Raw genomic sequence first — 25,052 nt, 5'->3', positions numbered from 1 at the left:
ATGGAATCCAGCTTAGCGATGAACACATTAATTTTCCTGGGTGTAGCCATTATCATGGTTCCATTGGCCAGGAAATTAGGGTTGAGTTCTGTAATCGGTTATATTTTAGGAGGAATCATTATCGGTCCATATGTACTCAGGCTTACAGGAAAAAATGTGGATGACATCATGCATGCCAGCGAATTTGGAGTCATTATGCTTTTATTCCTGGTAGGTTTGGAACTGGAGCCGCGGAAATTCTGGGAAATGCGAAAAAAAATAATGGGACTGGGACTTTCTCAGATGGCACTTACTATTTTATTGCTTTTTTTAGTGTTCATCAGTGTAGGCTGGAGAGTAGATAAAGCAATTACCATTGCCATGTGTTTTGCATTATCTTCTACGGCAATTGTTCTGCAGACTTTACAGGAAAAAAACAATCTCAAGACCACAGCTGGAGAAGCCTCATTCTCTACCTTACTTTTTCAGGATATTTCTGTGATTCCTATTCTGGCAATACTCCCTCTTGTAGCTAATTATAAAGCCAAGCATCATGATAATGAAATTCAGATTCTGATCCAAAAGCTGCCGGAATGGCTGCAGGCCAGTACTGTAATTTTTGGAGTAGCTCTGCTTATTTTATTGGGCAGATATGTCTTTGTTCCTTTTTTACGCTATGTTTCAAAATCGGGAATGACAGAACTGCTGACTGCCTCCTCCCTGTTCCTGGTTATTGGTGTTTCCGAATTGATGGTTGTCATCGGACTTTCTCCCGCATTGGGTGCTTTCCTTGCCGGGGTAATGCTTGCCAACAGTGAGTTTCGTCATGAGCTGGAAGCGCAGATCAATCCTTTCAAAGGACTGCTGTTAGCCGTTTTCTTCGTTAGCGTTGGATCAACCATTAACTTTAATATTATCCAGAAAGACCCTTTATTTATCTTCAGTACTGTATTTGCTGTGCTGGCTGTAAAATTTGTTGTTTTATACACTATTGGAAAGTTTTTCAGGATAGATACTCCTCAAAGTTTTTTTTATGCATTTGCACTATCCCAGGTGGGAGAATTTGCATTTGTACTCCTCAATTATGCCTCAGATCTTTATCTGTTAGGTCCTGAAATGAACGCTCAAATGATGGCTGTTACTGCAATTACCATGTGTATTACTCCCATTCTTTTGATCATTAATGACAAGTTTATTACTCCGAAATTCATTAAAGAAATTCCCGAAGAAGAAAATGATTACAACATTCTCGACAATGATATAATTCAAAAGAAAATTATCATTGTAGGTTTTGGACATTTCGGAAGTACTGTGGGACGTCTTTTAAAGGCTAATAAAATATCAGCTACTGTTTTGGACCGTGATTCTGATCGTGTAAAACTGCTCAGAAGTTATGGTTTTAAAGTATATTATGGTGACGCTACCAGAATACCCATTTTACGGGCTGCCGGAATTGAAGATGCTGAAATTTTGGTTTTATGTCTGGATGATCCGGATGATAATAAATTCATTGCAGAACTTGTCCGTGAGCATTATCCTAGTGTTAAAATTTTTGTGCGGGCAAAAAACAGAATTGACGCCTATGAATATCTTAACAGTGGAGTCAATCATATTTACCGTGAAACATTAGGAACAGCCGTTGATATGGCCGTTGATGTACTTCATGAAACAGGAATGAGAAAATATGCAGCGAGACGTATGGGGCAAAGGTTTATGGCTATTGATAAGGCATCCATCAGAAAACTTGCCAAAATGAAGGAAAATGATGATGACATTACGCTGTTTACTACAAAAGAAATCCTCCAGCGAGAGGAGGAATTATTAGCTTACGACAATCTTAATTTTGATAATAAAAATTGGGAAGGATCCTCATCCACCGATGAAGAAGATGAGGATGAATCCCAGAATTAGTTTATTGGATGCTTACGCTGCCACCGCTGCTTTCATCCTTAATCACATTCTTAAGCTCGCCTTTTTTAGAAATATCCACACTTCCACCGGATGAAGCACCTGCCTTCACACTGGAAACAGCACTGATATGAATACTTGCCCCACTGGATGCATCTGCTTCTACATCATCAACGATAACTCCTTTAGCAGAAACACTACTGCCTGAAGATGCACTGATATCCGCTTTTTTTGCTTTTCCTGAAATATCAAGAGTAGATCCTGATGAAGATTCAATATCAAGGTTAACAGCCCATATTTTACCATCATAGCTGCTGCTGCTGCTTATGTTAATATCCATATCGTTAGCTTCCAGATCTCCGGAAATACTGCCTGCACTTGATGCTTCAACATCTGTTTTCTCCTGGGTAAATTTATCTTTTATGATAATTCTTGCAGCTGAATCAGCAAGAAGTTTATTAAAGTCTTTTGTATAAATTTTAGCAGTCACTTTGCTGATATTCATCACTCTGATACCAGGTTTATAATGAATGTGCAGCTTTCCGCCATCATTATCTACAAGAATTTCATTGATGATACTTTGAGGTGCTGAGATTTCTACTTTTTCTGTTTCAGATTTTATGATTTCAGCTTCTATCGCCTGGGAAACCTGAATTTCATCAAAATCTCCGTTAAATTCTTTATGCTGTATCGGACCACTTTCTTTGTTCACGACTTTCTCTACCCAGTTACTTCTGTCATCATCTCTATCTCTGTTTCTGTTCTCATGTTTATCATTACATGAGGCTAATGCCGCTAAGGCTGAAAAAATAAATAAAGTCTTTGTTTTCATGCTTATTTCTTTTGTCGATTATTTTTGTTGATTTCTTTAATTAAATAACAACTAATTTATAAAAAATATTACATTACATTTAAAAATACTGCAATTACCTGCAATCCAGATTTTTTCAGAAAGAACTTGATGTGCCCTGAAATGCCTAACGTATTCATTTTAAAATCACTCACAAAACGGCTTCAGTAAATACCTCTGCCAAAATTGATCCTATGATACAAGTTTTTAATATCTTTATGCTTTAATAACAACTATATTTATGAAGAATATTTCATCGGTATTATTAATTTCTGCCTTGGCGTTCAATCAATCTTGTACTACAATGAAACAGACCGATATTCAACAGGAGCTACCCGCACCTGATCCCTCTTTATCTTCTAATCCTTTTATGAAGAAAAGCAAGCTTCAATACGAAGCTCCGGAGTTTGACAAAATCAAAAATGAGCACTTCAAACCTGCTTTTGAATATGGTTTGAAGCAGCATGAAGCTGAAATTGTAAAAATTGCCAACAATCCGGCTGCTCCTACTTTTGAAAATACAATCGTTGCATTGGAAAAAAGTGGTGAAGTATTGAGAAGAGCACAAATTGTATTCTCAAATCTTACAGGTGCAAATACTAACCCTACTTTGCAGGCTTTAGACGAAGAATATGCACCTATTTTTGCAGCCCATTCTGATAAACTGTACCTGAATGAAAATCTTTATAAAAGAATACAGTCCATCAAAGAAGATGGTCTAGATTCTGAAAGCAAAAGACTGGTACAATATTATAAGCAGAATTTTGAAATTGCAGGGGCAAATCTTTCTGCAGCTGATAAAGAAAAGCTAAAACAGCTCAATCAGGAACTGGCTTCTCTTTCTACACAATATTCTAATAAATTATTGGAAGCAAGAAAGCAGGGAGGTGTATTTTTCTCTGATGCAAAAGAACTGGACGGACTTTCTGCTGATGAAATTGCAGCGGCAGCAGCTGATGCAAAAACGGCAGGACAGCCTGGAAAATATCTTCTGGCTTTACAAAATACAACACAGCAGCCCCTTTTACAAAATTTAAAAAACAGAACTACCAGAGAAAAGCTGTTCAAAGCTTCATGGACTAGAGCTGAAAAAGGAGATGCTAACGATACAAGATCAACAATTGAAAAACTTGCTAAACTGAGATTGAAAAAAGCTCAGATTTTAGGCAAGAAAAACTTTGCTGAATGGAAACTTCAGGACCAGATGGCAAAAACACCTGAAGCTGCTACTAATTTGATGAACCAGATTGCTACTCCCGCAGTGGAAACAGCAAGACGTGAAGCAAAAGATATTCAGGATCTTATTGATCAGCAAAAAGGAGGCTTCAAAGTAGAGCCTTGGGATTGGAATTTCTATGCTGAACAGGTAAGAAAAGCTAAGTTTGATCTTGATGAAAGTGAAATAAAACCTTACTTTGAAATCACAACGGTTCTTGAAAAAGGAGTTTTCTTCGCTGCTGAAAAATTCTACGGACTGACTTTCAAAAAGAGAACAGATCTTCCGGTTTATCACCCTGATGTAGTAACCTACGAAGTTTTTGATCATGATGGAAAATCTATCGCCATCTACTATCTGGATTTCTACACAAGAGATTCTAAAAACGGTGGAGCTTGGATGAGTAATTTTGTTGAACAGTCTTATTTATTAGGAACAAAACCTGTAATCGTTAACTGTTATAACTATCAGAAACCGGCTCCGGGAAAACCTTCATTAATCAGTTATGATGATGTTTCAACGATCTTCCATGAATTTGGTCACTCTATTCACGGAATGTTTGCAAGCCAGAAATACCCTTCTCTTTCAGGAACAAATGTACCAAGAGACTTTGTAGAATTCCCTTCTCAGATCAATGAGCACTGGGCTTTAGATCCTGTGGTTCTGAAGAATTATGCTGTACATTATGAGACTAAGCAACCTATTCCACAGGCTTTGGTAGACAAAATCAAAAAGGCATCTACTTTTAATCAGGGATACATGACTACTGAATTGGTTTCTGCTGCTGAACTTGATATGGATTGGCATACAGTAAGCAACGACAGCCAGTTTATTCCTGTTTTAGATTTTGAAAAGCAGTCTTTGGCCAGCCATGGATTCAATTTGGCAACGGTTCCGCCAAGATACCATACTCCTTATTTTGCACACATCTGGGGAGGTGGATATTCTGCAGGATACTATGCTTATTTATGGTCTGAAACGTTGGATAATGATGCATGGGAATGGATCAGTAAAAACGGTGGGTTAACCAGAGAAAATGGTGACCGATTCAGAAAATATATTCTTTCCGTAGGAAATTCTGTAGATCTGAATCAGGCATTCAGAGACTTTACAGGACACGATCCGGATATCAAACCATTATTAAGAAACAGAGGATTTATAAAATAATCTATGATACTCAATACAGGTATAAAAGTATTGTCCTCATTAATCATTCTGACTTGCTTTTCATTAAAAAACAAAGGATTTGAAAGCAGGTCAGAATCTTTATTTCAAAAACAATCTGATACAACAATCTCTAAGGAATTAGAGGAATACATTAAAGAAGAGAGAAAGTATCTGGATTCACAATGTATTGCTGAAACCGCAAGAGCACAAGCAGACATTAAAAAAGGCAAGCTTGTTTATTTTCATTACTTCGGAATGGTAGAAAGCTACAGAAGCAATGCTGAAATGGATGTTCTTTTGAAACAAAAGAATATCGATGTTGGAAGTGCCCTGTACTACTGCACGGTTCCTCTGGAGCTTCAAAATTGTTATGAAGATGCAATGTCAAAGGAAATTGACAGAAAGTTTGGCCCAAAGTTCATCGATTCTTTGAGACATATCGCAGACGTGCAATATGTTAAAAAAAACATTGACAAAGTCTATGATTTTGAAGAATGTGATACCATTTCAAGGTATCCGGGCAGCAAATCTTACGGAGACTTTTTTAAAGATTATGAAAAAGACTTTTGGAAAAATGTGCACTATCCCGATGAATTTGAATACCGGCAAGACAAAGACTTTTATTCTTCTATTTCTGCGAAATTTACCCTACACAAAAACGGAACGGTCTCAGATATAGATATTGATCTTACCTTCCAAAATAAAAAAAATTATAAGTACTCATCCTACTTTATCAACGAAATAAAAAAGTTTATAAAAAAAACAAAATGGGTTCCTGCCAAAACTATGGGAATAACAGTAAACAGCAGGGTTCCTCTCACATTATTTTTTAAATAACCATGAAAAAAATCATTACGGCAACATTATTAGTTGTCTTTGGGGCAATGTATGCTCAAAAAGGCCATGCAAAACCACAAGCCAATAAAATAGATCCCCAACTTGTGGGTCTGTGGAAAGGAAGCGAGAAAGACCAGCAGGTAGAAGGTATGGAAAAGCGCTGGGTAATGGAAAGAAAAGCAGACGGCACTTTTATGCTTATTTTCACCGCTATCCAGAATTGCGACGTCAGACAAGTTATCGAAAGAGGGCAATGGTGGATTGAAAAAGGAGAATTTCATGAACTTCATTTTAACTCAGGGAAAACGGATATTTATACATACAAGGTTTTAGATCCATCCCATGTAAAATTTAATTCAAAAGAGCAGGCTCTGGATATGGCCACTGAAAATTACAGCTTTGTAGATACTAAAATTGACGAAGACAATCAGTAAAAGATAACGGGAAGCATTCTTTAAGAGTGCTTCTTTTTATTTATAATTCATTTCTATTGATATTCATTATTTTTGCAGTTCAACATTTAAAATACACTATATGGACTGTCCCTGCTGTTCAGGAAAATCATACGAAGAATGCTGCAAGCCTTATCATACCGGAAAAAAACATGCTCCTACTGCCGAAGCTCTGATGCGTTCAAGGTTCTCTGCTTTTGCCATCCCGAATGGTGAATATCTGATGGAGACTACCCTTCCGGGAAAAAGAAAATACCACAATAAGAAAGATCTTCAGGAATGGGGAGAAATCAACCAATGGACAAAACTGGAAATCATCCGTACTCCTGCTTTAAACCAGGTAGAGTTTAAGGCTTATTATACAGACCAGAACGGACATCCACAGCTTCATCATGAGTTTTCGCTTTTTCAGAAAATGCACGAACACTGGTATTATGTTTCAGGAGAATTTTTGGATGAGTGATAGAGCCTGATTTGTTGGTAACAATTTAATGTAGAATAATTCTTTGCGTATAGAATCCCCAATATTACGCACCAATAATAAAAATCCCCACAGATAGTTTTGTGGGGATTTTTTTATCTTTTATCCAAAAAATATTGGATAAATATTCATAAAATGTCCGAAAAAACCGGACATTTATATTATTTTTTAGTGAGCTTCGTTTCCGTCAATTCCGTGAGCATGACCATGAGTCAATTCTTCTTCTGTTGCTGGACGTGTGTTCAAAATTTCTACGTCGAAATCTAACACTTTTCCTGCCATTGGGTGGTTAAGGTCTGCTACTACAGCTTCTGGTGTTACTTCTACCACAAAAGCCTGGAAATTATTCCCTTGGTTATCAGACAAAGGTAAAATAGCTCCGATAGGTGGAGTTCCTGATTCTTTAAACATCTCAATCGGCAATTGAGCGATAGCGTCTGGCTGTCTTTCACCATAAGCTTCTTCAGGCTGAATAACAAAAGCAGCTTTATCACCAGCTTTTAAACCTAAGATATTTTCTTCAAACTTTGGAATCATCATTCCTACACCGTACAAAAATGTAAGTGGATTTTCTGCTGTTGTTTCTTCTACAAGAACTTTAGTTCCGTCCGCTTCGATAGTGTGAAGGATGTAACGTACAGCTACAACGTGATTGTTTTCAATTGTCATATTTTTTCTTTTTTTCGTGATTTCGTTTCACGATTAATGTTACAAATATACTATTTTTTGAAATGATTCAATGAGCCTGGAAGCCAGGAGATGGAAGAAGGAAACTATGAAAAGCATAAAGAAAATATATCTTCCTTTTACTTTATATTAATTCCATAATAGCTTCAATAACTTCCAGCCTTTATTTTTTTCTGGTCTCATCTCTTTTTTTCTGTCTCAGCATAAAAAGATACAGACTTTCCACTTTTGTTCTTGCCCAAGGTGTTTTCCTTAGAAACTTCAGAGACGAATTGATGCTTGGGTTATCTGTAAAACATTTAATATTGATCTGCTCACCCAATTTCTCAAATCCTTTGTAGTACTCTACCAGTTCTTCAAGAATAGCATCAAGCCTTTTTCCATGTAAAGGATCTTTTGATTTTTCTTCCATAACGCAGTAAAATTAAAACATTTTATCAGACCTGGCCACTAAAATTGTTTAAACTCTTAATCTTTAGTATTTTTGATGAAGCTATTTCTTACCCATAAAAATTATTCGTTACCAACCAATATGAGCAAAAACAACGAAGCAAACAGGAAAAAAAATAAAAAGCAAATTGATCAAAAAAAACGGAAAATACAAAATGCAGAAGCAGAAAGGAAAACACGTTTAAAGCAAATCCGGGAAGACTTCAAAGCAAAAGAATCTGATAATCAACTATAAAAATGGTTTATTACTCAACTTACTTTAAACAATAATAAATTTATGAAAATTCTGCATACCGCCGACTGGCATTTGGGAAAAAGACTGGACCGCTTTTCACGGATGGAAGAGCAAATCCTGGTAATGGAAGAGATTATAGGCATTGCCGATGAGGAACACGCAGATCTTATTCTTGTTGCCGGTGACCTTTTTGATAATTTTAATCCAGGTGTAGAAGCCATTGAGCTTTTTTATAAAACCCTGAAACGTTTATCTTTAAATGGAAAACGTCCTGTGATTGCTATTTCCGGAAATCATGATTCTCCCAGCCTAATCAATGCTCCAGATCCTCTGGCTCGTGAATGCGGAATTATTTTAATAGGACATCCTAAAGCCGAGATTACACTTTTTAGTACGGAATATTTCAAAGTTTCAAATTCTAAGGCAGGTTTTATAGAATTGAAAATCGGAGGAATAGATTTTCCTGTAAGAATTCTTCATACTCCTTTCGCAAATGAAATCCGGTTAAAGGAATATTTTGGTGAAAATAAAGAGGAAGAAATTAATAAAGTGCTTTCAGAAACATGGAAAAACCTTGCAGATCAGTTTTGTGATGATTCTGGAGTCAATATTCTGACCGCTCATTTATATATAAATAAAAGAGGTGCAGAAATTCTGGAAGAACCGGAAGGAGAAAAACCTATTAAAATCGGAAATGCAGATCTGATTTTTTCGGACAGTATTCCTGAGCAGATTCAGTATACGGCACTGGGCCATCTCCATGGGTTTCAGAATATCGGAACGAAAGAGAAACCTGTGATTTATTCATCTTCTCCCCTTTGTTACAGCTTCAGTGAAGCCGGGCAGAAAAAGTATGTTTCCATTATTGATGCTGAGCCGGGAAAAACAGTGTCTTACGAGAAAAAAATACTGAAAAGCGGAAGAATTTTAGTCAGAAAAACATTTACTTCCATTGAAGATACTGTTCAATGGCTGGAAGAAAATCCCAATACATTTATAGAACTTACCCTTGAGAGTGAGACATTTTTAACAGCTGATGAAAGAAGATTAATTTATCAGTCTCATAACGGGATTGTTCACCTTATTCCAAAAGTCAAAAACCGGGAGCTTGATGAAGAGCAGAGCCACGAAATCAATTTAAATCAGAATATTGATATATTATTTAAAGATTATTTTAAATCCAAAAACGGCGGGCAGGAAGCCAATGAAGAACTGATGAATTTGTTTAACGAAATTTTAAATGCATAAGCCATGATCCCTGTTCAACTAACTATCGAAGGACTTTACTCGTACCAGGAGCGCCAGACCATTGATTTCAGAAACCTTACTGAAGCGGGACTTTTTGGTATTTTCGGGGCGGTGGGTTCTGGAAAATCATCGGTTCTTGAAGCCATTTCATTTGTCTTGTACGGAGAAACGGAACGTCTGAACATGCGTGATAAAAGAGCTTATAACATGATGAATTTAAAATCAAGCAGCTCTTATATAGAATTTGATTTTATAAATTATGAGAATAAGCTTTTCCGTGCTACCCGTGACTTTAAGAGAAATTCCAAAAAATTTGAAGAAGTAAAGCCTAATGCAGTTACTTTCTATGAAAATAGTAATGGCAAATGGATTCCTCTGGATCACTCTAATGCAGAAATAATCATTGGGTTAAGCTATTCCAATTTTAAGCGAACCATCATTATTCCGCAGGGACAGTTCAAAGAATTCCTTGAACTGGGTGCTGCAGAAAGAACAAATATGATGAAGGAGATCTTCAATCTTCAAAAATTTGACCTTCAGAACAATGTTTCTGCACTTCATGTAAAAAACAGATCTGAACTGGATCAGCTTGAAGGTCAGTTAAAAGGTTTTGAAGAAATCAATGAAGAGAAGATCAAAGTTCAGAAAGAACAGCTGACTGAAGAACAGAAACTACTTTCGGAATCCAATGAAAAACTGGAAAAGATTTCCAACACTTATCAACAGCTGAAAAACTTAAAAAGCGATTTTGACAGTTTACAGCAGAATAAGGAAAAATTCAGCAGACTCTCTGAAGAGAAACCTCAGATGGATGCGCTGGAAGCGCAAGCGGAATTATATGACCATATTTTCAGACTCTTCAATCCATTGATTATTGAGAAAAATAAGCTTTCAAAAGAGATTTCGGAGAAGCGGAACGAGAGAGAAGAACAAATTAAAGCATGGCAGGAAACTGAAAAGGCTTTTATCGTTATAAAAGAACAACTTTCCATTCTTGAGCCGCAGTTCAAAGCTTTGGAACAATCCAAAATTCAAGAAAATGATATGAACCTTATCCTTCAGGTTCTGAAGTTTACTGAGGAAATCAAAATTCTGAATGAAAGAACCCAGAAAGGTTCCGAAAAAGTAAAAGAAGTAGATCTCAATAAGGAGAAGATTCAAAAGAAGATTGATGAACTTTCTTCACAGGTGAAACTATTGAAGGAACAAAAAGTGGATTCCGCATTGTTATCTGAAGTGGGAAATTGGTTTATTCAACAAAAAAATTTTAAAAAATCACTTCAGGAACAAACCGAAAAGATTGAGAAACATCAAAAACAGATCGGAGAAATTGCAGAAGAATTAAAACCTTTTGCTTACAACGAAAATTATAAAGAAGACTTCAGAATCAGAAAAGAAGCCTTAGAAACTAAGAAAAAGGAACTTTCTCAGAAACTGGATCATCTCAAAATACAAAAAGAGCTTTCCCGTTTTGCCAGTGAGCTTCATGATGGGGAAAACTGTCCTCTTTGTGGTTCTAAGGAACATCCGCATATTGTGGAATTTCATGATGTGAATGCTGAACTGCAGGAAATTCAGGAGAAAATAACATCCGTAGAACAGGAAACAGCTGGTCTTCAAAAGCAGGAAGCAGAAATTGATAAAATTCTGGACCGAAAAAAAATCTTTGAGGAACAACTTTTTTCAGAACAGAAAATTATCCTGCAGATTCAGAAAGATATTGAAAATCATATTCTGAATTTCTCATGGAAGCCTTTTTCCCCGGATCAGGAAGAAGAGTTTGATAAAAAACGTTCAGACTCATTTACTTTAGAAAAAAAGATTGAGGAAACGGAGCGAAGCATTGCTTTGGAAAGAGAAAATCTGGAAAAAGAAACCAAAACGCTGGAAAAGTATAAGAGTGCCCTCGAGGCTTTCCGTTTGGAAGAAGTTTCAAAACAGGAGCAGATCAATATCAGCCGTTCCGGGCTTAAAATTCTTGACTGGAATAGGTATGCTCAAAAGGAAAAAGCTGAGATTGAAGACGCTTATCAAAAGTTGGTACAATCTAACAGGGAAACCGAAGAAAATTACCAAAAGGCATTACAGCAGGAAAAGATTCTCTCTCCGAAACTGGCAGAGCAAAAAGCCATTGTCAACCAATCTGAAAAACAGATCACAGAACTCGAGAAGGAAATTTTCGGTAATGAAGAAGCTATCGTTAAAGCTTTGGCAGCTCAAAATTTTACAGAGTTCAAAGAAGTTGAAAATATTTTACTTCAGGAAATCAATATTCAACTGGTGAGAACAAAAGTTCAGAACTTTAAAGTTGATTTTGAAGCTTTAAAGAAATTCATCGGAGAACTGGAATTAAAACTGAAGGGACTGTCATTCGATAATGAACAGTTTTCTCTGGCCGAGCAACAGTTCGGTGAAGCGCAAAGTGAACAGAAAAAAATAAGTGATTCTGTAGTAACAAAAACTGCAGAAATAGACCGACTGGAAAAAGAATTCGTAAAAAAAGAAGACCTTTTGAAAGAACTGGCAAAACTTCAGAAACGTTCAGAGAATTTAAAAATAATGATGAACCTGTTTAAAGGAGCAGGTTTTGTACAATATGTTTCATCTATTTATCTGAGACAACTTTGTGATCATGCGAATGTGCGTTTCCACAGAATGACCAGAAACCAGCTGAGTCTGCAGCTTAATGAAAATAACGATTTCGAGATCATCGATTACCTCAACGAAGGGAAAAGCAGAAGCGTAAAAACGCTGTCGGGAGGGCAGGCATTTCAGGTCTCTTTAAGTCTGGCTCTGGCACTGGCAGAAAGCGTTCAGGCCAATGCACAGGCAGATAAAAATTTCTTCTTTATTGATGAAGGCTTTGGAACTCAGGATACAGAATCTGTGAATATTGTATTTGAAACCCTCACCAATCTGATGAAAGAAAACAGGATTGTAGGAATTATTTCGCACGTTGAAGAGCTGAAAGAGAAAATTCCTACAGCTCTCAATATCATTAAAGACGAGGAAAGAGGAAGTCTGATTGAGATTGTATAATTAATCTTTAAATCTCAAAAGAAATTATACGAAGGATGTCTTGAACATTTATGCATGAAGAATCAATACAGCCTTCACAGATTTGTTTAGGATCTCGTCTACAGTACTACCGGAAAACAATCGGTAAATAATATTGTGATTGTGTTTTACAAGACATAAAATATCTGTTTTATTGGTTTCTATGAAATCAATAATTCCGCTTGATGGTTTATCATCCTCAACGTAATGAAAAGTGATTTCCACAGAAGAAAGCTGGTCTTTTAATTTCTTCTCCCCATTTTCTATGGCTTTTGCAGATGTATCTTTGTCCGAAATATGAAGTACTTCCAATTTTTTAGGATCGGAAACTTTAAGGATCTGGTTCAATGCCTTTACATCCCTTACAGATAGTTTTGTGGTTTTATAATCTGCAGCCAGCGTGATAACAGGTGTTGGATGAAGCATACTTTCCGCAGGAACGATTAATGTAGGAATCCGCATTTTGCTAATGGCTAAACTGGCATTGCTTCCTATAATTCCCTTAATGCCCGTAGCTCCTGTCATTCCCATGACTAAAAACGATACATCATTATATTCTATGTATTTGGTAATAACATTTCTTAAAAAGCCAACATCACAAACGGTTTTTACCGGAATGTCTTTATATACATCATTATTACAGAAAGTTTCTGTCCATTCTTTCAAAGCGGATCTTTTTCTTGCATAGTAATCTTCAATAAAAATGGCGTTGTATGTACTATTATTGATACCTTCCGTAGGATGAATGGCATTCAGTACCGTTACTTTCATCTTTAAAGTTTTGGCGAGGGAGAGCGCATACAACAGCGCATTACCTGCGTTATTGGAAAAGTCTGAGGCAACTAATATTTGTTTCATTTTTTTTCGGTTTTAATAATAATCACTGAACTAAAAATCTGCCACTAAATAAACAGATGGAAACATATAAATAACAGTAAAGATAATACAATAGAAACCGGTAAAGTAAGTACCCAGGCAAGACCGATACTTTTTAATGTAGCCGGATTAAGGTTACTTTTACCACCGGAAGCTACCATAGACCCTGCTATACCACTTGACAAAACATGCGTTGTACTTACCGGTAATCCCAGCAATGTACTTATACCGATAGTAGATGCGGCAACAATTTCGCTGGATGCACCCTGAGCATAGTTCAAATGTTCATTTCCTATTTTCTCACCAATAGTTACAGCAATTCTCTTCCAGCCTATGGTAGTTCCCAGCCCGAGAGATACTGAGATAATAATAATTACCCATAGGGGAGCAAATTCGGTTAATTTTTTAAGTTCAGAAATCTGGCTGGTAAGTATTGCTCTGCTGGATTCGTCAATAGCTATGGTTTTATTTTCATTCAGCTTTTTTAGAGAATCAACAAGGTTGTCTATCTGTTTCCGGAATTTATAAGTAGCGGCTTTGTCTTTTTCATTTTTATGGATCAGATTTTCTTTTACATTTTCAACAGCCAGATTCAATGTCTTAAATTCTGCTGTATTTCGAGTATTCCGGGCAGCTGTTGCCTGTAATGTACGTTCCGTTGTGTTCAGGATAGAAATAATCTTATCATTAGGAATATCATGATTAACTGCAAATTGGGCAGGCATGAAAGCAATCAGGATCAGCATAAAAAGTCCTACACCCTTTTGTCCGTCATTACTGCCGTGAAAAAAGCTTACTAAAGTACAGGTTGTTATTAAAATGGCTCTGATCACCAAAGGAGGTTTGTCATTAGCTCCGGTTGGAATATGAAAAAGCGTTTTATAACGGATTACATATTTAAAAAACCACATCAGCAAAACAGCTAAACAAAATCCTACTATAGGGGATAAAATAAGTGACATCCCAATTTCTTCTGCTTTATGCCAGTTCACTCCTCCGCCATAACACCAGGTAAATCCTAAGCCGGCACCAATTAAAGCACCAATCAGGGTATGAGAACTGGAGCATGGTATTCCAAAATACCAGGTTCCCAGATTCCAGATGATTGAAGCCAGTAGAACAGCAAGAACCAAAGAGGCTCCCACAGCAATTGGCAGCGTTATGAGCGTATCCATAGGTACCAATTTTAAGATTCCCATCGCAACAGCAATTCCCCCTGTAAAAACTCCCAGAAAGTTCCAAAAGCCTGACCAAGGGATTGCGATAACGGGCTTAAGAGCTTTGGTATAAATTACAGTAGCCACAGCATTGGCGGTATCATGAAAACCGTTTACAAACTCAAAAGCCACTACAGCTACAAGACACAGGATGAAAATAATGACAAGACCTGTACTGAGATCCGGATCCACTGAAAAAAATAGAATATTGTTTAAAAGCATGGTTTTTTGTTTAGATTTTGGAATAACTGGATCAACAGAGCATCCAGAATATTGAGAAATGAAACCATCAGAAAGGGATAATAAGAACGATATCCTGAATAGCAATGGATTTTAGAATATCCAAAAAACCTTTTGAACAAACTGGCTGTGGAAATAAACAGTTTGCCACCAATACAATACAAAGTTTGTATCATACGGATTATAGACAGGTCAATCATTAATAGCTACCGCTTTGTTTCATCACTGTAAAGAAATGAAGTTTAAAAGATTACGATGTTAATAAATGATTAACAGTTTATTATATTTAAAAAATAAGATTCTTTGCAATATAAAACAAAGTAAAAAGGAGACCTTTTCTGGTCTCCTTTTTTTATATCTCTAAACTTCCTTGTTATAATCCTTGTATAACAGGCTTCACTTCATTCCCAAACAATTCAATAGACTTCATCATCACCTCATGAGCAGGATCTCCCACATCCATATGTCCGATAAATCTTGTAATTCCGAAAATCTCTTTCATATAAGCGATTTTGTCTGCTACTTCTGCCGGGCTTCCGATAAATAAAGCGCCGTCTTTGCTTCTTCCGCCATCATACTGTGCTTTTGTGTAAGGGGCCCAACCTCTGGAAGCCCCTATTCTATCCATCTGAGATTTATAATTATGGAAATACCCGTCCACTGCTTTTTGATCATCACTCACAAAAGTATGTGAATGAACGGCAATCTGCATTTTTGAAACATCATGTCCCGCTTTCTGGTATTCCTGTTTATAGAATTCGATCAGATTTCTAAACTGAATCGGCATTCCTCCAATAATGGCTACCACTAAAGGCATTCCCAATTGTGCTGCACTTAAAACAGACTGCGGAGTTCCTCCTACAGCTCTCCAGATTGAAAGTTTTCCATCATTCTTTGCTCTTGGATACACGGTTTGATTATTCATAGGAGCACGAAGTTTCCCAGACCAGCTTACATTTTCCTCAGAATTGATTTTCAGTAATAATTCTAACTTTTCATCAAATAGCTGTTCATAGTCATCCAAAGAATAGCCATACAACGGAAATGACTCAATGAAACTTCCCCGGCCCACAAATATTTCGGCTCTTCCGTCTGAAATCAGATCCAGTGTTGAAAAGTCTTCATATACTTTTACCGGCTCCGAAGAACTCAAAACAGTAACTCCACTGGCTAGTTTTATATTTTTTGTAATGCTTGCTGCAGCTGCCAATACTATTTCCGGTGAGGAAACAGCATAATCCGGACGGTGATGTTCTCCCATTGCAAAAACATCAATTTCCACCTCATCCATCAATTTTACCTGATCCAATATTTCACGGATCTTAATTCCTGCATCTCTATATTTTCCGGTTGACTGGTCAAATGCCAGATCACCGAACATTCCTATTCCTAATTCCATATTGTTGATTTTAGTGATACAAAAATACCACTATGAAAAATCAAAAACATTGATGTTTGGTAAGATCGAAAAGTTGTTGTTTTTTCAAACACAAATAACACTAATTTTCCACCAATAACACAACATTGTCATTGCGAGCAAAGCGAAGCAATCTCAATTAAGCATAATACAACAATGTTAAGGTAATGTTCAAAAAAATCCAGCCTAAAACTAGACTGGATTTTTTTATTATTTCTTCAGATATAAATCAAAATAATCTGTAATCTTCTGCATCAGATGAACTCTGTCTTTCCCGATCACATTATGCGGATGCCCCGGATATGTAAAGTAATCTAACTGAACTCCGTTATCAACAGCAGATTTGATGAATTTTATAGAATGCTGCCATACTACTACATCATCCTGTGCCCCGTGAATCATCAGTAGTTTTCCTTTCAGATTCTGAACTTTATCCAAAAGATTAGCAGCTGCATATCCCTGTGGATTTTCCTGTGGAGTATCCATATATCTTTCTCCGTACATGATCTCATACATGCTCCAGTCGATTACCGGTCCTCCAGCTACTCCTACTTTGAATACATCCGGCTTACGAAGCATGAAGCTTGTTGTCATAAATCCTCCAAAACTCCATCCATGGATTCCCATTTTATCTCCGTTTACATAAGGAAGAGACTTTAAGTACTCTACTCCCTTCATCTGGTCGTTCATTTCTGTAGTTCCCAGGTTTCTGAATACAGCCTGCTCAAACTTCATTCCACGGTTGGAAGAACCTCTTCCGTCCATGGTGAAAATAATATATCCGTTCTGAGCCATATATTCATACCAAAGGTTTCCGGAAGCCGGGAAGCTGTTTGTGATCAACTGTAAGTGCGGTCCGTTATACAGATAAACAATGGCAGGATATTTTTTATTCGGATCAAAATTTGTTGGAAGGATGATTTTCCCATACAAAGGAGTTCCGTCATCTGCTTTTAGCTCTACATTTTTAATTTCCGGTCTCTGATAATTCTTTAACGGATTTTCAGAAGTAAGGATATTGGTAGCTTTTAAATTAGAAGTATTGATAATATTGGCAACTCTTGGTGAATTGGCATTGCTGTAAGCATCATACAGATAATTTCCATCATTGCTCAAAGTTCCGGCATGCATTCCTTCCGCACTGTCTAGTTTCTGCATTTTGAAATTAGTCCAGTTGATTCTATATAAATGTCTTTCTAAAGGAGTTTCTTTTGTGGAAGTGAAATAGATTTCCTTTTTCTTTTCATTGAATCCTAAGATATCCGTTACCAGCCAGTCACCTTTTGTGATTTGTGCTACCAGTCCTTTTTCTAAACTATAGTGGAACAAATGATTGTATCCTGTTCTCTGACTCTGCCAGATAAAGTCTGTATTGGAATTCGGGAAGAAAGTAAGTGGATGCTGCGGCTCGACATATTTGCTGTCTGTTTCTTCAAATAATGTTTTTACCAATTCTCCGGTTGCAGCATCATACTGATTCATTTTCATATGATTCTGACCTCTGTTCAGAACTCCTACGAAAATATACTTTGAATCCGGACTCCATGTAACGGCTGTTAAATATTGATCTTTTTCTTCCTCAACTTTTAAGAAAGTCGTAGCTTGAGTTTTAATATTGAAAACACCTAATGTTACCTGATGAGAAGTCTGACCAGCCATTGGGTATTTGATATTGTGATTCACAGCTGGCGTTACAGACCAATCAATGATTGGGTAATCAGCAACCATACTTTGATCCATTTTATAAAATGCTACACTCTCAGAATTGGGAGCAGGAAAAATTCCTGTATCAATTCCGAATTCATTTCTATGAACAGCTTGCCCGCTGATAATATTTTCATTGGTTTCATTGGTTACAGCAATGGTTTTTCCATTTCTGTTTACAAATAAATTATTCTTTGCTGTGAAGGCAAAAGTCTGGCCGTCACCAAACATTTTCACATTCGCGGCATCCTGATCTACAGCAGCTGTACTTTTTACTTTCCAGTCATTTCCTGATTTTTCAATCCATGACATTTTACCGCCTGTTGTAAAATATCCATTGAAATTTCCTGTAAATTTGATTGCTGGAACTGCCTTCAGTTTATCATTGGATAAGTTTCTATTCAGTTGGCTCAACGAGATCAGAGTATCCTGCTTGTTGGTTTTCAAATCTGTAATCAAATAACCACCTTTCACTGCCTGGATGTATGATTTTCCGTCTGCAGCCCATGAAAACTGGGAAATATTTTTCACTGCAAGGTTTGTTCTCATCCCATTTACAGCCTCTGCCATAGTAAATTTCTGGGTCTGGGCAAATGCTGAACTGCCTAAAACCAGCATCAATAAAGAAAAATTATGTAATTTCATTGTATAAAATTGAATCCATCAAAAATAAGAAATAAAAATCATCCGTTAAGAAATGTTAAATTAAAACATTCATAAATTAGAATTCATGCTTTCAAAGAAATTATTTCTTAACTTAATAGTAGAATTTTTATAGGTATTAAAATAGGTCAATCGTGAATTGTCAATACGCTCCGCTTGTCAATTTTTAAATTTTGGAACAGCTATAGTCATTCACCATTCACTTGCGAAGCAAAATTGACTACTGATGTAGAAAAATGCATTTCTTATCCTATATCAATGACTTGTATAGGTATCCTATCCTAAATTTGCATCATTATAACAAACAAAAAATACAAAATACAATGGCAACAAAATGGATCTTAGACCCTACGCATAGTGAAATTACTTTCAAAGTAAAACACATGATGATCTCTAATGTAAAAGGAAGCTTCAGAACCTTCACCGCTGAAATTGAATCTGAAGATGAGTTCTTTGCAAATGCAAAAACTACAGCTACAATTCAAACAGATTCTGTATTCACAAACAATACAGACAGAGACAATCACTTAAAGTCTGCAGAGTTCTTCAACGCTGAAGTACATCCTACAATCACTTTTGAATCTCAGGCGTTAAACAATTCTATCGTTGGAAATCTTACCATCAACGGAATTACAAAACCTGTAGATCTTGACGTAGATTTCGGAGGAATCAATGTAGACCCATGGGGAAATACAAAAGCAGGTTTCTCTTTTGAAGGAAAAATCAGCAGAAAAGACTTCGGATTAAACTGGAATGCAGCTCTTGAAGCAGGAGGTGTAATGGTAAGTGATGATGTAAAAATAGCTGGTGAATTACAGTTTGTAAAACAGGTTTAATAAATAACATATATTATAAAAGGTTCAGGGATTTTTCTAAAAGCCTTGAACCTTTTATTTTTTTATAATCTTCAATATTTATGAACCTCAATGATCTTCAAAACATAAGCGACGGTTTTAAAAGCACACAGACAATGCCTGTTTTATTTCTTGGGCACGGCTCACCAATGAATGCCATTGAAGAGAATCAATTTGTGCAGGGTTTCAGAAAAGCTGCCTCAGAAATTCCAACACCTAATGCAATTCTTTGTATTTCTGCTCATTGGTATACAGCCGGAACTTTTGTAACCGCTATGGATATGCCGAAAACCATCCATGACTTTTATGGGTTTCCAAAAGCTCTTTTTGATGTGCAGTATCCTGCCCCGGGAAGTCCGGAATTAGCAAAGGAAACAGCAGAGCTCCTTCTCCCTGTTGATGTGGAAGAGGATCATAGCTGGGGACTGGATCATGGTGCATGGTCCGTCATTAAGCATATGTATCCTGATGCAGATATTCCTGTGATTCAGCTGAGTATTGATCATACAAAACCTCCGCAGTATCATTATGATCTTGCGAAAAGACTCAATAAGCTTCGTAAAAAAGGTATTCTGATCATCGGAAGTGGAAATATCGTTCATAACCTCCGCCTCATCGACTGGAAAAATATTAATACAGTAGGTGCCGGCTGGGACTGGGCAATAGAAGCCAGAGAAAAAACCAACAACTGGCTTCTTGACGGTAATTTTCAAAATATTATTGATTATCAGAAACAAGGAACTTTCTTACAGTATGCTGTTCCTACCCCTGATCATTATCTTCCTTTATTATATACTTTGGGGCTTAAAGATCAGTCTGAAGAGCTTACTTTATTCAACGATGAGCTTATCGGAGGCTCTCTGAGTATGACGAGTGTAAGGATTGGATAATCATAATCGGATATTAAAAATAAAAAAGGAAATACCTCAGCTGAGATATTTCCTTTTCTTTTATAAAGGTAGTATTATTTACTGTACTGCTTTTAATACATTGATGTTTCCGTAGCCATAGCTTGAATTAACATTTGGATAGTAGGTTGCAGACTGTCTCATCTTGTTAAGCACCTGATCTCTTGTCCATGATGGATTTTTAGCCCAGACTAAAGCTGCAATTCCCGCTGTAGCTGCTGTAGCTACTGAAGAACCACCTACATAATCTGCCTGCCCGTTGTAATAACTCAAAACAGGAACAGTATTTCCTGAAGGTCTTTCCATCTGGAAAGTAAAGTCGATCTGACTTCCAGAGTGGCAAACATCACATTTCTGATTGGAAGTATTCTCTTTTACTCCTGTTATCGCCTGGGTTTCTGACATTGATGCAGGGAAAATCACCCCCACAAAACTGGTAAAGCTGGTAGAAGTTCCTCCGGCACAGAAGATTAGTTTTCCTTTAGAATAAGCATATTTAACACCATCTTCAATTTTCCCGACAGAGAAAATATGTCCCATAGACATTGAAATGATTTTTACACTGGTGTTATTACCCAATTCTGTAAAAGCCGTTTTTACAGCAGTCTGCTCGCTGGATGTTTCCAAAACAACATTTTCTGCGGCTCTGTAAGCGATCAGATTGGCATTGTAAGCTACTCCTACCGGCAGTCCTGCATTATTTCTTGGAGCTGTCATTACGGAAGCCATTTTTGTTCCGTGTCCGCACTGATCTCCGGATCCATCTGAGTTATATACTCCCAATTTACTGATTGTTCTTCCTGAAGAAGCACCATTATTAAAGCTTGCTCCCAATAAAGTTTGCTCCGGAGAAACTCCTGTATCAATAAGTCCGATGGTAACACCTGCTCCTGTACTGTAGCTCCATGCTTCAGGAATGTTGTGTTTTGTGAAAGCCCAAGGAATTTTTGCGCTTGGTGTTGTAGATGTGTAGTCTGCTGTACTTAATGTTGATGATGAAAAACCACATCCTGATGAACCGCTTCCAGAGGATTTTGCAGCTGCATTATATTGAGCCTCAAATTCAAAATAATGATAATCTGCCGGCTCTACGTATCGGATGTTTTTCATTTGTCGAAGAGCAGTAATGGTTTCTTCTTTTTCAATCACAACATCCATCTGATTAAGATATTGATCTGAAAGAAGAAGGAAATTTCTTTCCTCTTTTCCTTCATATTTTTTGATGACAGAAAGGACCTCATTTTCCATTTCACTGTTGTTTGGGGATTTACTTCTGTCAAAGTCATCCTTAGAAGCTCCAAAACCTATGGATACCATTTTGTTCCCACGGAAAATAGCACTCCATACGAAATGATGGGATTCATTCTTCCAATTGAAAGCACCATCCGTTTTAATAGCCTGATTGATCCGTTCATTGATCTGTTTTGCCGTCAGTGGATCTTTCTGAGTCATTTCTGTTTTTACATTTTCGTTCTGAAGTTCTTCTCTGGAACACGAGTTTAAGGCAAAAAATATTGCCAGTAGGAATACAGTTTTTTTCATATGTTATAATTTTGGTTGGTTCCACAATATAACACTTTGACGGGAATTAAAAACTTAAAAAAAATGAATTTACCATTACATGAATATTAAATTACAATTCTTTCTCGTAACAGACACTTTGCTCTATTCCAATGTATTGTCCGTAGTTGGGTATTCTGTAAAAACCGTTTTTTTCGTACACTGAGATAGCACTTTTAAGATCCTGGGACGTTTCTAAAACGGCTTTTTCAAAATTCAATTCTGCTGCCCAGTTTTCCAGCTCTTTTACAATGGCTGAGCCTAGTCCTTTTTTTCTGAATTCCGGATCGGTAAACATTCTTTTTATTTCTACTGTATCTTCGGAAAATGGTTTGAATGCCCCGCAAGCTGCCGGAATATCATCTATGTAAACTACTACACAGTTTTTGATAGTATCGATTTTATTATACTGACTGAAGAAATCATCATTTTCTCCATTATGTTCTGCTAAAGTAGCGTCAAGAGATTTTACTAATTTTTGAAAGTCTGGATTTGTAGAATCTGTTCTGAGTATGTGCATTTTATTTGATTAAAAGATTCAAAAAATTTAATAATTAAGACATTTATGAAAACAAAAAAGCTCCCTTTCGGAAGCTTTTATTATATTTTAGATTAGTTAACAACAAATTTTCTTTCGTTAATTAATTCCGCTATTGCCAGCATATCTTTACCGATCAGCCTGTCATCTTCAAGTTTAGCAACTTTGGAACGAAGAACTGTATAGTTTTCTTCAATCACTTTAGCGCATTTTGCGGGTCTTCTGAATTCAAGCCCCTGAGCAGCAAACATCAGCTCTACTGACAGAATATTCACAAGATTTCCAAGAACCTGATTGAATTTTCTTCCTGAGATACTTCCCATAGAAACATGATCTTCCTGACCTAAGCTTGTAGGAATAGAGTCTGCCGATGCCGGGAAACATAATGTTTTATTTTCTGTAACCAAAGCAGCTGAAGTATACTGAGGAATCATAAATCCTGAGTTTAATCCTGAGCTTTCCGTCAATAATCTTGGCAGTCCGTACTTTCCTTCTAATAATAAATAACTTCTTCTGTCAGAAATATTTCCTAATTCTGCAGCCGCCAGGGTAGCATAGTCTAAAGGCAGAGCCATCAGCTGTCCGTGGAAGTTCCCTCCAGAAATAGATTCTTCAGCACTTAATACAATCGGATTGTCTGTTACGGAATTCAATTCTGTCTCCGTCATACTTCTAAGGTGCTCAAAAGCATTTCTGCTGGCTCCGTGAACCTGTGGTACACATCTCATGGAATAAGGATCCTGAACTCTCTCACAATCTTCGTGAGCTTTCATATTTTCTGATCCTTTTAAGAATTTAAGCATTCTTGCCGCTACTTTTTTACTGCCTTCAAAAGGTCTGATCTCGTGAAGCTCTTTTTTGAATGGGCTCGCAGAACCTCTGTATGCTTCAATACTCATTGCAGCAGTCATATCTGCAAGATCTAATAAGTATTCGAATTTTTCAAGTCCTTTGATCGCATGGGCAAGGATAAACTGTGTCCCGTTGATCAGTCCTAATCCTTCTTTTGGTCCTAAAGCCAATGCTTCAAGATCATGTTTATTCAGCACTTCCATGGTCTCAGAAACCTGATCTCCTTCCCAAACCTGTCCTAAACCAAGCAATGGCAGCACCAGATGGGCCAAAGGAGCAAGATCTCCCGAAGCTCCTACAGATCCCTGTTCAGGAACCACCGGGATGATATCTTTTTCCAGCATCAGAATCATTCTTTCAATAACTTCAAGAGAAACTCCTGAAAATCCTTTTGAAAGGGCATGAACTTTAGCAATCATCATGATCTTGGAAAGTTCTTTGTCAATCGGTTTTCCTACTCCTACTGCATGGGAGATGATCAGATTATATTGTAACTGAGCTGTTTCGTCTGCTGATATTTTAGTATCACATAAGGGTCCGAACCCGGTATTGATTCCATACACACATCTGTCAGACTCTACTATTTTCTGTACGTTTTTCTGTGATTTTAAGATTTGTTCTTTTGCGGCTTTATTAAGCTTGGCTTTATTTGGCTTTTTACAGATTTCCAGAACATCATGGAAAGTAAAAACATCTACTCCGTATATCATTTCTAAAAAATTTTCTTAAAATTACGCATTTAACAATAATTGGAAAAGCTAAATTTCAATCTTCTATATTTTTATATAAACAAGGGAATTATTTTACTATTTTTAGCCCAAAATTAAAAACAATAATACATGAGACTGAAAACTCTGCTCCTTGCTTTATGTGTAGCAAGCACAACAGCTTTCGCCCAGAAAGTAAAATATTCTAAAGAGGACATCAAAAAAATGGAAACTTACCTTTTCAATGAAGGTTTTAATGCTCCATCGCCTAAGAAAACTTCTACAATTATCTTAAAAGACGGAACTACATACAAAGGTTTCTGTAATAAGATTGAAACCAAAAAAGGGCAGATCTACGAAGTAGCTATCAAAGACAGTGTAACAAAAAAGAATACTACATTTAATGCTGATCAGATCAACGAGATGTATGTATATCCGAGCAATGCAGAAAAGATTGCTAAAGTGGCCAAATATATGGGAAACATCAGAAATTTTGGCACTAAGAAGCTGACTAAAAACACCAACAACGACAGAATTTATTTTGTAAACCAGACTGTTTCCTTAAAGAACAAAAAAGATGATAAGGAATTCCTGATGCAGGTAATCAATCCTGGTTTTGATGATATTATTTCAGTATATCACGATCCCAGGGCTAAAGAAACAACAGGTTTTTCTGTAATGGGCTCTCCACAACTTGGAGGCGGGGTTATCAAATCTTATTATGTAAAGAAAGGAGATAAAGTGATGTGGCTTCACAAAGATGATTTCGAAGACAATTATGATTTCCTTTTTGGAGACAATCAGGACTTTATGAAAAAGTATCCTAAAAACTCAGTGGAATGGGATTACTTCAGTTTTCTTATAAGTGAATATACTGCAATAACAAACGGATAAAATAATTTGACCTTATAAAAAACCTGTAGATCCATCTGCAGGTTTTTCTTTTTTA

The 25,052-nt window shown here is 36.7% G+C and carries 20 protein-coding genes; 10 read left to right on the top strand and 10 right to left on the bottom strand.

All coding sequences use genetic code 11. The annotated features are described in order from the left end of the window. Nucleotides 1-1,890: a monovalent cation:proton antiporter-2 (CPA2) family protein gene (locus tag CHRYMOREF3P_RS17475; protein ID WP_180565133.1), complete on the top strand. Its 1,890-nt coding sequence runs from the start codon at nt 1-3 to the stop codon at nt 1,888-1,890. A gap of 1 nt (nt 1,891) precedes the next feature. On the opposite strand, the gene CHRYMOREF3P_RS17470 is transcribed toward CHRYMOREF3P_RS17475, so the two are convergent. After that, on the bottom strand, nt 1,892-2,719 hold the full coding sequence (locus CHRYMOREF3P_RS17470) for a GIN domain-containing protein (RefSeq protein ID WP_180565132.1): 828 nt from the start codon (nt 2,717-2,719) through the stop codon (nt 1,892-1,894). A gap of 259 nt (nt 2,720-2,978) precedes the next feature. Here CHRYMOREF3P_RS17470 and CHRYMOREF3P_RS17465 point away from each other — a divergent pair, with 259 nt between their 5' ends. The 4 genes from CHRYMOREF3P_RS17465 (at nt 2,979) to CHRYMOREF3P_RS17450 (ending at nt 6,872) form a co-directional block, all read left to right on the top strand. Beyond that, nucleotides 2,979-5,120 carry a M3 family metallopeptidase gene (locus tag CHRYMOREF3P_RS17465; protein ID WP_077413824.1) on the top strand — a complete coding sequence of 714 codons (2,142 nt, stop codon included), beginning with the start codon at nt 2,979-2,981 and terminating at the stop codon, nt 5,118-5,120. A 3-nt stretch (nt 5,121-5,123) separates the two neighbouring features. Further along, nucleotides 5,124-5,957 carry a hypothetical protein gene (locus CHRYMOREF3P_RS17460; protein ID WP_180565131.1) on the top strand — a complete coding sequence of 278 codons (834 nt, stop codon included), beginning with the start codon at nt 5,124-5,126 and terminating at the stop codon, nt 5,955-5,957. 2 nt (nt 5,958-5,959) lie between these two features. Continuing rightward, on the top strand, nt 5,960-6,391 hold the full coding sequence (locus CHRYMOREF3P_RS17455) for a hypothetical protein (RefSeq protein WP_077413823.1): 432 nt from the start codon (nt 5,960-5,962) through the stop codon (nt 6,389-6,391). 100 nt (nt 6,392-6,491) lie between these two features. Further along, nucleotides 6,492-6,872 (top strand): YchJ family protein, encoded by a 381-nt coding sequence (locus tag CHRYMOREF3P_RS17450; protein WP_180565130.1) that lies wholly within the window; start codon nt 6,492-6,494, stop codon nt 6,870-6,872. Between the two features lie 186 nt (nt 6,873-7,058). On the opposite strand, the gene CHRYMOREF3P_RS17445 is transcribed toward CHRYMOREF3P_RS17450, so the two are convergent. Both CHRYMOREF3P_RS17445 and CHRYMOREF3P_RS17440 read right to left on the bottom strand, forming a co-directional pair. Next, a complete protein-coding gene (locus tag CHRYMOREF3P_RS17445; RefSeq protein WP_077413821.1) occupies nt 7,059-7,559 on the bottom strand; it encodes a peptidylprolyl isomerase in 501 nt (166 codons plus the stop codon). Between the two features lie 181 nt (nt 7,560-7,740). After that, the gene (locus tag CHRYMOREF3P_RS17440; protein WP_077413820.1) at nt 7,741-7,989 is read right to left on the bottom strand and encodes a VF530 family DNA-binding protein; all 249 of its coding nucleotides are present in this window, start codon (nt 7,987-7,989) and stop codon (nt 7,741-7,743) included. Nucleotides 7,990-8,304: 315 nt separating this feature from the next. On the opposite strand from CHRYMOREF3P_RS17440, the gene CHRYMOREF3P_RS17435 reads away from it, so the two are divergent. Next, nucleotides 8,305-9,510 (top strand): exonuclease SbcCD subunit D, encoded by a 1,206-nt coding sequence (locus tag CHRYMOREF3P_RS17435; protein ID WP_180565129.1) that lies wholly within the window; start codon nt 8,305-8,307, stop codon nt 9,508-9,510. 3 nt (nt 9,511-9,513) lie between these two features. Next, on the top strand, nt 9,514-12,549 hold the full coding sequence (locus CHRYMOREF3P_RS17430) for an AAA family ATPase (RefSeq protein WP_180565128.1): 3,036 nt from the start codon (nt 9,514-9,516) through the stop codon (nt 12,547-12,549). A gap of 48 nt (nt 12,550-12,597) precedes the next feature. Here CHRYMOREF3P_RS17430 and CHRYMOREF3P_RS17425 read toward each other — a convergent pair whose 3' ends face one another. From CHRYMOREF3P_RS17425 to CHRYMOREF3P_RS17410, 4 genes are all read right to left on the bottom strand, one after another. After that, nucleotides 12,598-13,425: a universal stress protein gene (locus CHRYMOREF3P_RS17425; protein WP_077413816.1), complete on the bottom strand. Its 828-nt coding sequence runs from the start codon at nt 13,423-13,425 to the stop codon at nt 12,598-12,600. Nucleotides 13,426-13,469: 44 nt separating this feature from the next. Next, on the bottom strand, nt 13,470-14,882 hold the full coding sequence (locus CHRYMOREF3P_RS17420; RefSeq protein ID WP_180565127.1) for an inorganic phosphate transporter: 1,413 nt from the start codon (nt 14,880-14,882) through the stop codon (nt 13,470-13,472). Between the two features lie 391 nt (nt 14,883-15,273). Next, nucleotides 15,274-16,299: an LLM class flavin-dependent oxidoreductase gene (locus CHRYMOREF3P_RS17415; RefSeq protein WP_180565126.1), complete on the bottom strand. Its 1,026-nt coding sequence runs from the start codon at nt 16,297-16,299 to the stop codon at nt 15,274-15,276. A gap of 228 nt (nt 16,300-16,527) precedes the next feature. Next, nucleotides 16,528-18,666 (bottom strand): S9 family peptidase, encoded by a 2,139-nt coding sequence (locus tag CHRYMOREF3P_RS17410; protein ID WP_180565125.1) that lies wholly within the window; start codon nt 18,664-18,666, stop codon nt 16,528-16,530. A gap of 341 nt (nt 18,667-19,007) precedes the next feature. Between CHRYMOREF3P_RS17410 and CHRYMOREF3P_RS17405 the strand changes: the two genes are divergently transcribed. Together CHRYMOREF3P_RS17405 and ygiD are read left to right on the top strand one after the other, a co-directional pair. Next, a complete protein-coding gene (locus tag CHRYMOREF3P_RS17405) occupies nt 19,008-19,520 on the top strand; it encodes a YceI family protein (protein WP_180565124.1) in 513 nt (170 codons plus the stop codon). Nucleotides 19,521-19,600: 80 nt separating this feature from the next. Beyond that, nucleotides 19,601-20,428: a 4,5-DOPA dioxygenase extradiol gene (gene ygiD, locus CHRYMOREF3P_RS17400; RefSeq protein ID WP_180565123.1), complete on the top strand. Its 828-nt coding sequence runs from the start codon at nt 19,601-19,603 to the stop codon at nt 20,426-20,428. A gap of 78 nt (nt 20,429-20,506) precedes the next feature. On the opposite strand, the gene CHRYMOREF3P_RS17395 is transcribed toward ygiD, so the two are convergent. The 3 genes from CHRYMOREF3P_RS17395 to hutH all read right to left on the bottom strand — a co-directional run bounded on the left by CHRYMOREF3P_RS17395 (nt 20,507) and on the right by hutH (nt 24,106). Then, the gene (locus CHRYMOREF3P_RS17395; protein WP_180565122.1) at nt 20,507-21,988 is read right to left on the bottom strand and encodes a S8 family peptidase; all 1,482 of its coding nucleotides are present in this window, start codon (nt 21,986-21,988) and stop codon (nt 20,507-20,509) included. 91 nt (nt 21,989-22,079) lie between these two features. After that, nucleotides 22,080-22,526 carry a GNAT family N-acetyltransferase gene (locus tag CHRYMOREF3P_RS17390; RefSeq protein WP_077413809.1) on the bottom strand — a complete coding sequence of 149 codons (447 nt, stop codon included), beginning with the start codon at nt 22,524-22,526 and terminating at the stop codon, nt 22,080-22,082. A 92-nt stretch (nt 22,527-22,618) separates the two neighbouring features. Next, nucleotides 22,619-24,106: a histidine ammonia-lyase gene (hutH, locus tag CHRYMOREF3P_RS17385; RefSeq protein ID WP_180565121.1), complete on the bottom strand. Its 1,488-nt coding sequence runs from the start codon at nt 24,104-24,106 to the stop codon at nt 22,619-22,621. A gap of 129 nt (nt 24,107-24,235) precedes the next feature. On the opposite strand from hutH, the gene CHRYMOREF3P_RS17380 reads away from it, so the two are divergent. After that, entirely contained in the window at nt 24,236-24,997 is a 762-nt protein-coding gene (locus CHRYMOREF3P_RS17380) for a hypothetical protein (protein WP_180565120.1), read from the top strand. Nucleotides 24,998-25,052 lie beyond the last annotated feature (55 nt).

Origin of the sequence: Chryseobacterium sp. JV274 (genome assembly GCF_903969135.1) — a bacterium.
Classification (GTDB): domain Bacteria; phylum Bacteroidota; class Bacteroidia; order Flavobacteriales; family Weeksellaceae; genus Chryseobacterium.
Note: the sequence above shows the minus strand (reverse complement) of the source record. Positions and strands in the feature narration are given on the sequence as shown.

Excerpts from the sequence above, each read along its gene's own strand:
- CHRYMOREF3P_RS17475 (WP_180565133.1), top strand. The coding sequence starts at position 1 with ATGGAATCCAGCTTAGCGATGAACACATTAATTTTCCTGGGTGTAGCC.
- CHRYMOREF3P_RS17470 (WP_180565132.1), bottom strand. The coding sequence starts at position 2,719 with ATGAAAACAAAGACTTTATTTATTTTTTCAGCCTTAGCGGCATTAGCC.
- CHRYMOREF3P_RS17465 (WP_077413824.1), top strand. The coding sequence starts at position 2,979 with ATGAAGAATATTTCATCGGTATTATTAATTTCTGCCTTGGCGTTCAAT.
- CHRYMOREF3P_RS17460 (WP_180565131.1), top strand. The coding sequence starts at position 5,124 with ATGATACTCAATACAGGTATAAAAGTATTGTCCTCATTAATCATTCTG.
- CHRYMOREF3P_RS17455 (WP_077413823.1), top strand. The coding sequence starts at position 5,960 with ATGAAAAAAATCATTACGGCAACATTATTAGTTGTCTTTGGGGCAATG.
- CHRYMOREF3P_RS17450 (WP_180565130.1), top strand. The coding sequence starts at position 6,492 with ATGGACTGTCCCTGCTGTTCAGGAAAATCATACGAAGAATGCTGCAAG.
- CHRYMOREF3P_RS17445 (WP_077413821.1), bottom strand. The coding sequence starts at position 7,559 with ATGACAATTGAAAACAATCACGTTGTAGCTGTACGTTACATCCTTCAC.
- CHRYMOREF3P_RS17440 (WP_077413820.1), bottom strand. The coding sequence starts at position 7,989 with ATGGAAGAAAAATCAAAAGATCCTTTACATGGAAAAAGGCTTGATGCT.
- CHRYMOREF3P_RS17435 (WP_180565129.1), top strand. The coding sequence starts at position 8,305 with ATGAAAATTCTGCATACCGCCGACTGGCATTTGGGAAAAAGACTGGAC.
- CHRYMOREF3P_RS17430 (WP_180565128.1), top strand. The coding sequence starts at position 9,514 with ATGATCCCTGTTCAACTAACTATCGAAGGACTTTACTCGTACCAGGAG.
- CHRYMOREF3P_RS17425 (WP_077413816.1), bottom strand. The coding sequence starts at position 13,425 with ATGAAACAAATATTAGTTGCCTCAGACTTTTCCAATAACGCAGGTAAT.
- CHRYMOREF3P_RS17420 (WP_180565127.1), bottom strand. The coding sequence starts at position 14,882 with ATGCTTTTAAACAATATTCTATTTTTTTCAGTGGATCCGGATCTCAGT.
- CHRYMOREF3P_RS17415 (WP_180565126.1), bottom strand. The coding sequence starts at position 16,299 with ATGGAATTAGGAATAGGAATGTTCGGTGATCTGGCATTTGACCAGTCA.
- CHRYMOREF3P_RS17410 (WP_180565125.1), bottom strand. The coding sequence starts at position 18,666 with ATGAAATTACATAATTTTTCTTTATTGATGCTGGTTTTAGGCAGTTCA.
- CHRYMOREF3P_RS17405 (WP_180565124.1), top strand. The coding sequence starts at position 19,008 with ATGGCAACAAAATGGATCTTAGACCCTACGCATAGTGAAATTACTTTC.
- ygiD (WP_180565123.1), top strand. The coding sequence starts at position 19,601 with ATGAACCTCAATGATCTTCAAAACATAAGCGACGGTTTTAAAAGCACA.
- CHRYMOREF3P_RS17395 (WP_180565122.1), bottom strand. The coding sequence starts at position 21,988 with ATGAAAAAAACTGTATTCCTACTGGCAATATTTTTTGCCTTAAACTCG.
- CHRYMOREF3P_RS17390 (WP_077413809.1), bottom strand. The coding sequence starts at position 22,526 with ATGCACATACTCAGAACAGATTCTACAAATCCAGACTTTCAAAAATTA.
- hutH (WP_180565121.1), bottom strand. The coding sequence starts at position 24,106 with ATGATATACGGAGTAGATGTTTTTACTTTCCATGATGTTCTGGAAATC.
- CHRYMOREF3P_RS17380 (WP_180565120.1), top strand. The coding sequence starts at position 24,236 with ATGAGACTGAAAACTCTGCTCCTTGCTTTATGTGTAGCAAGCACAACA.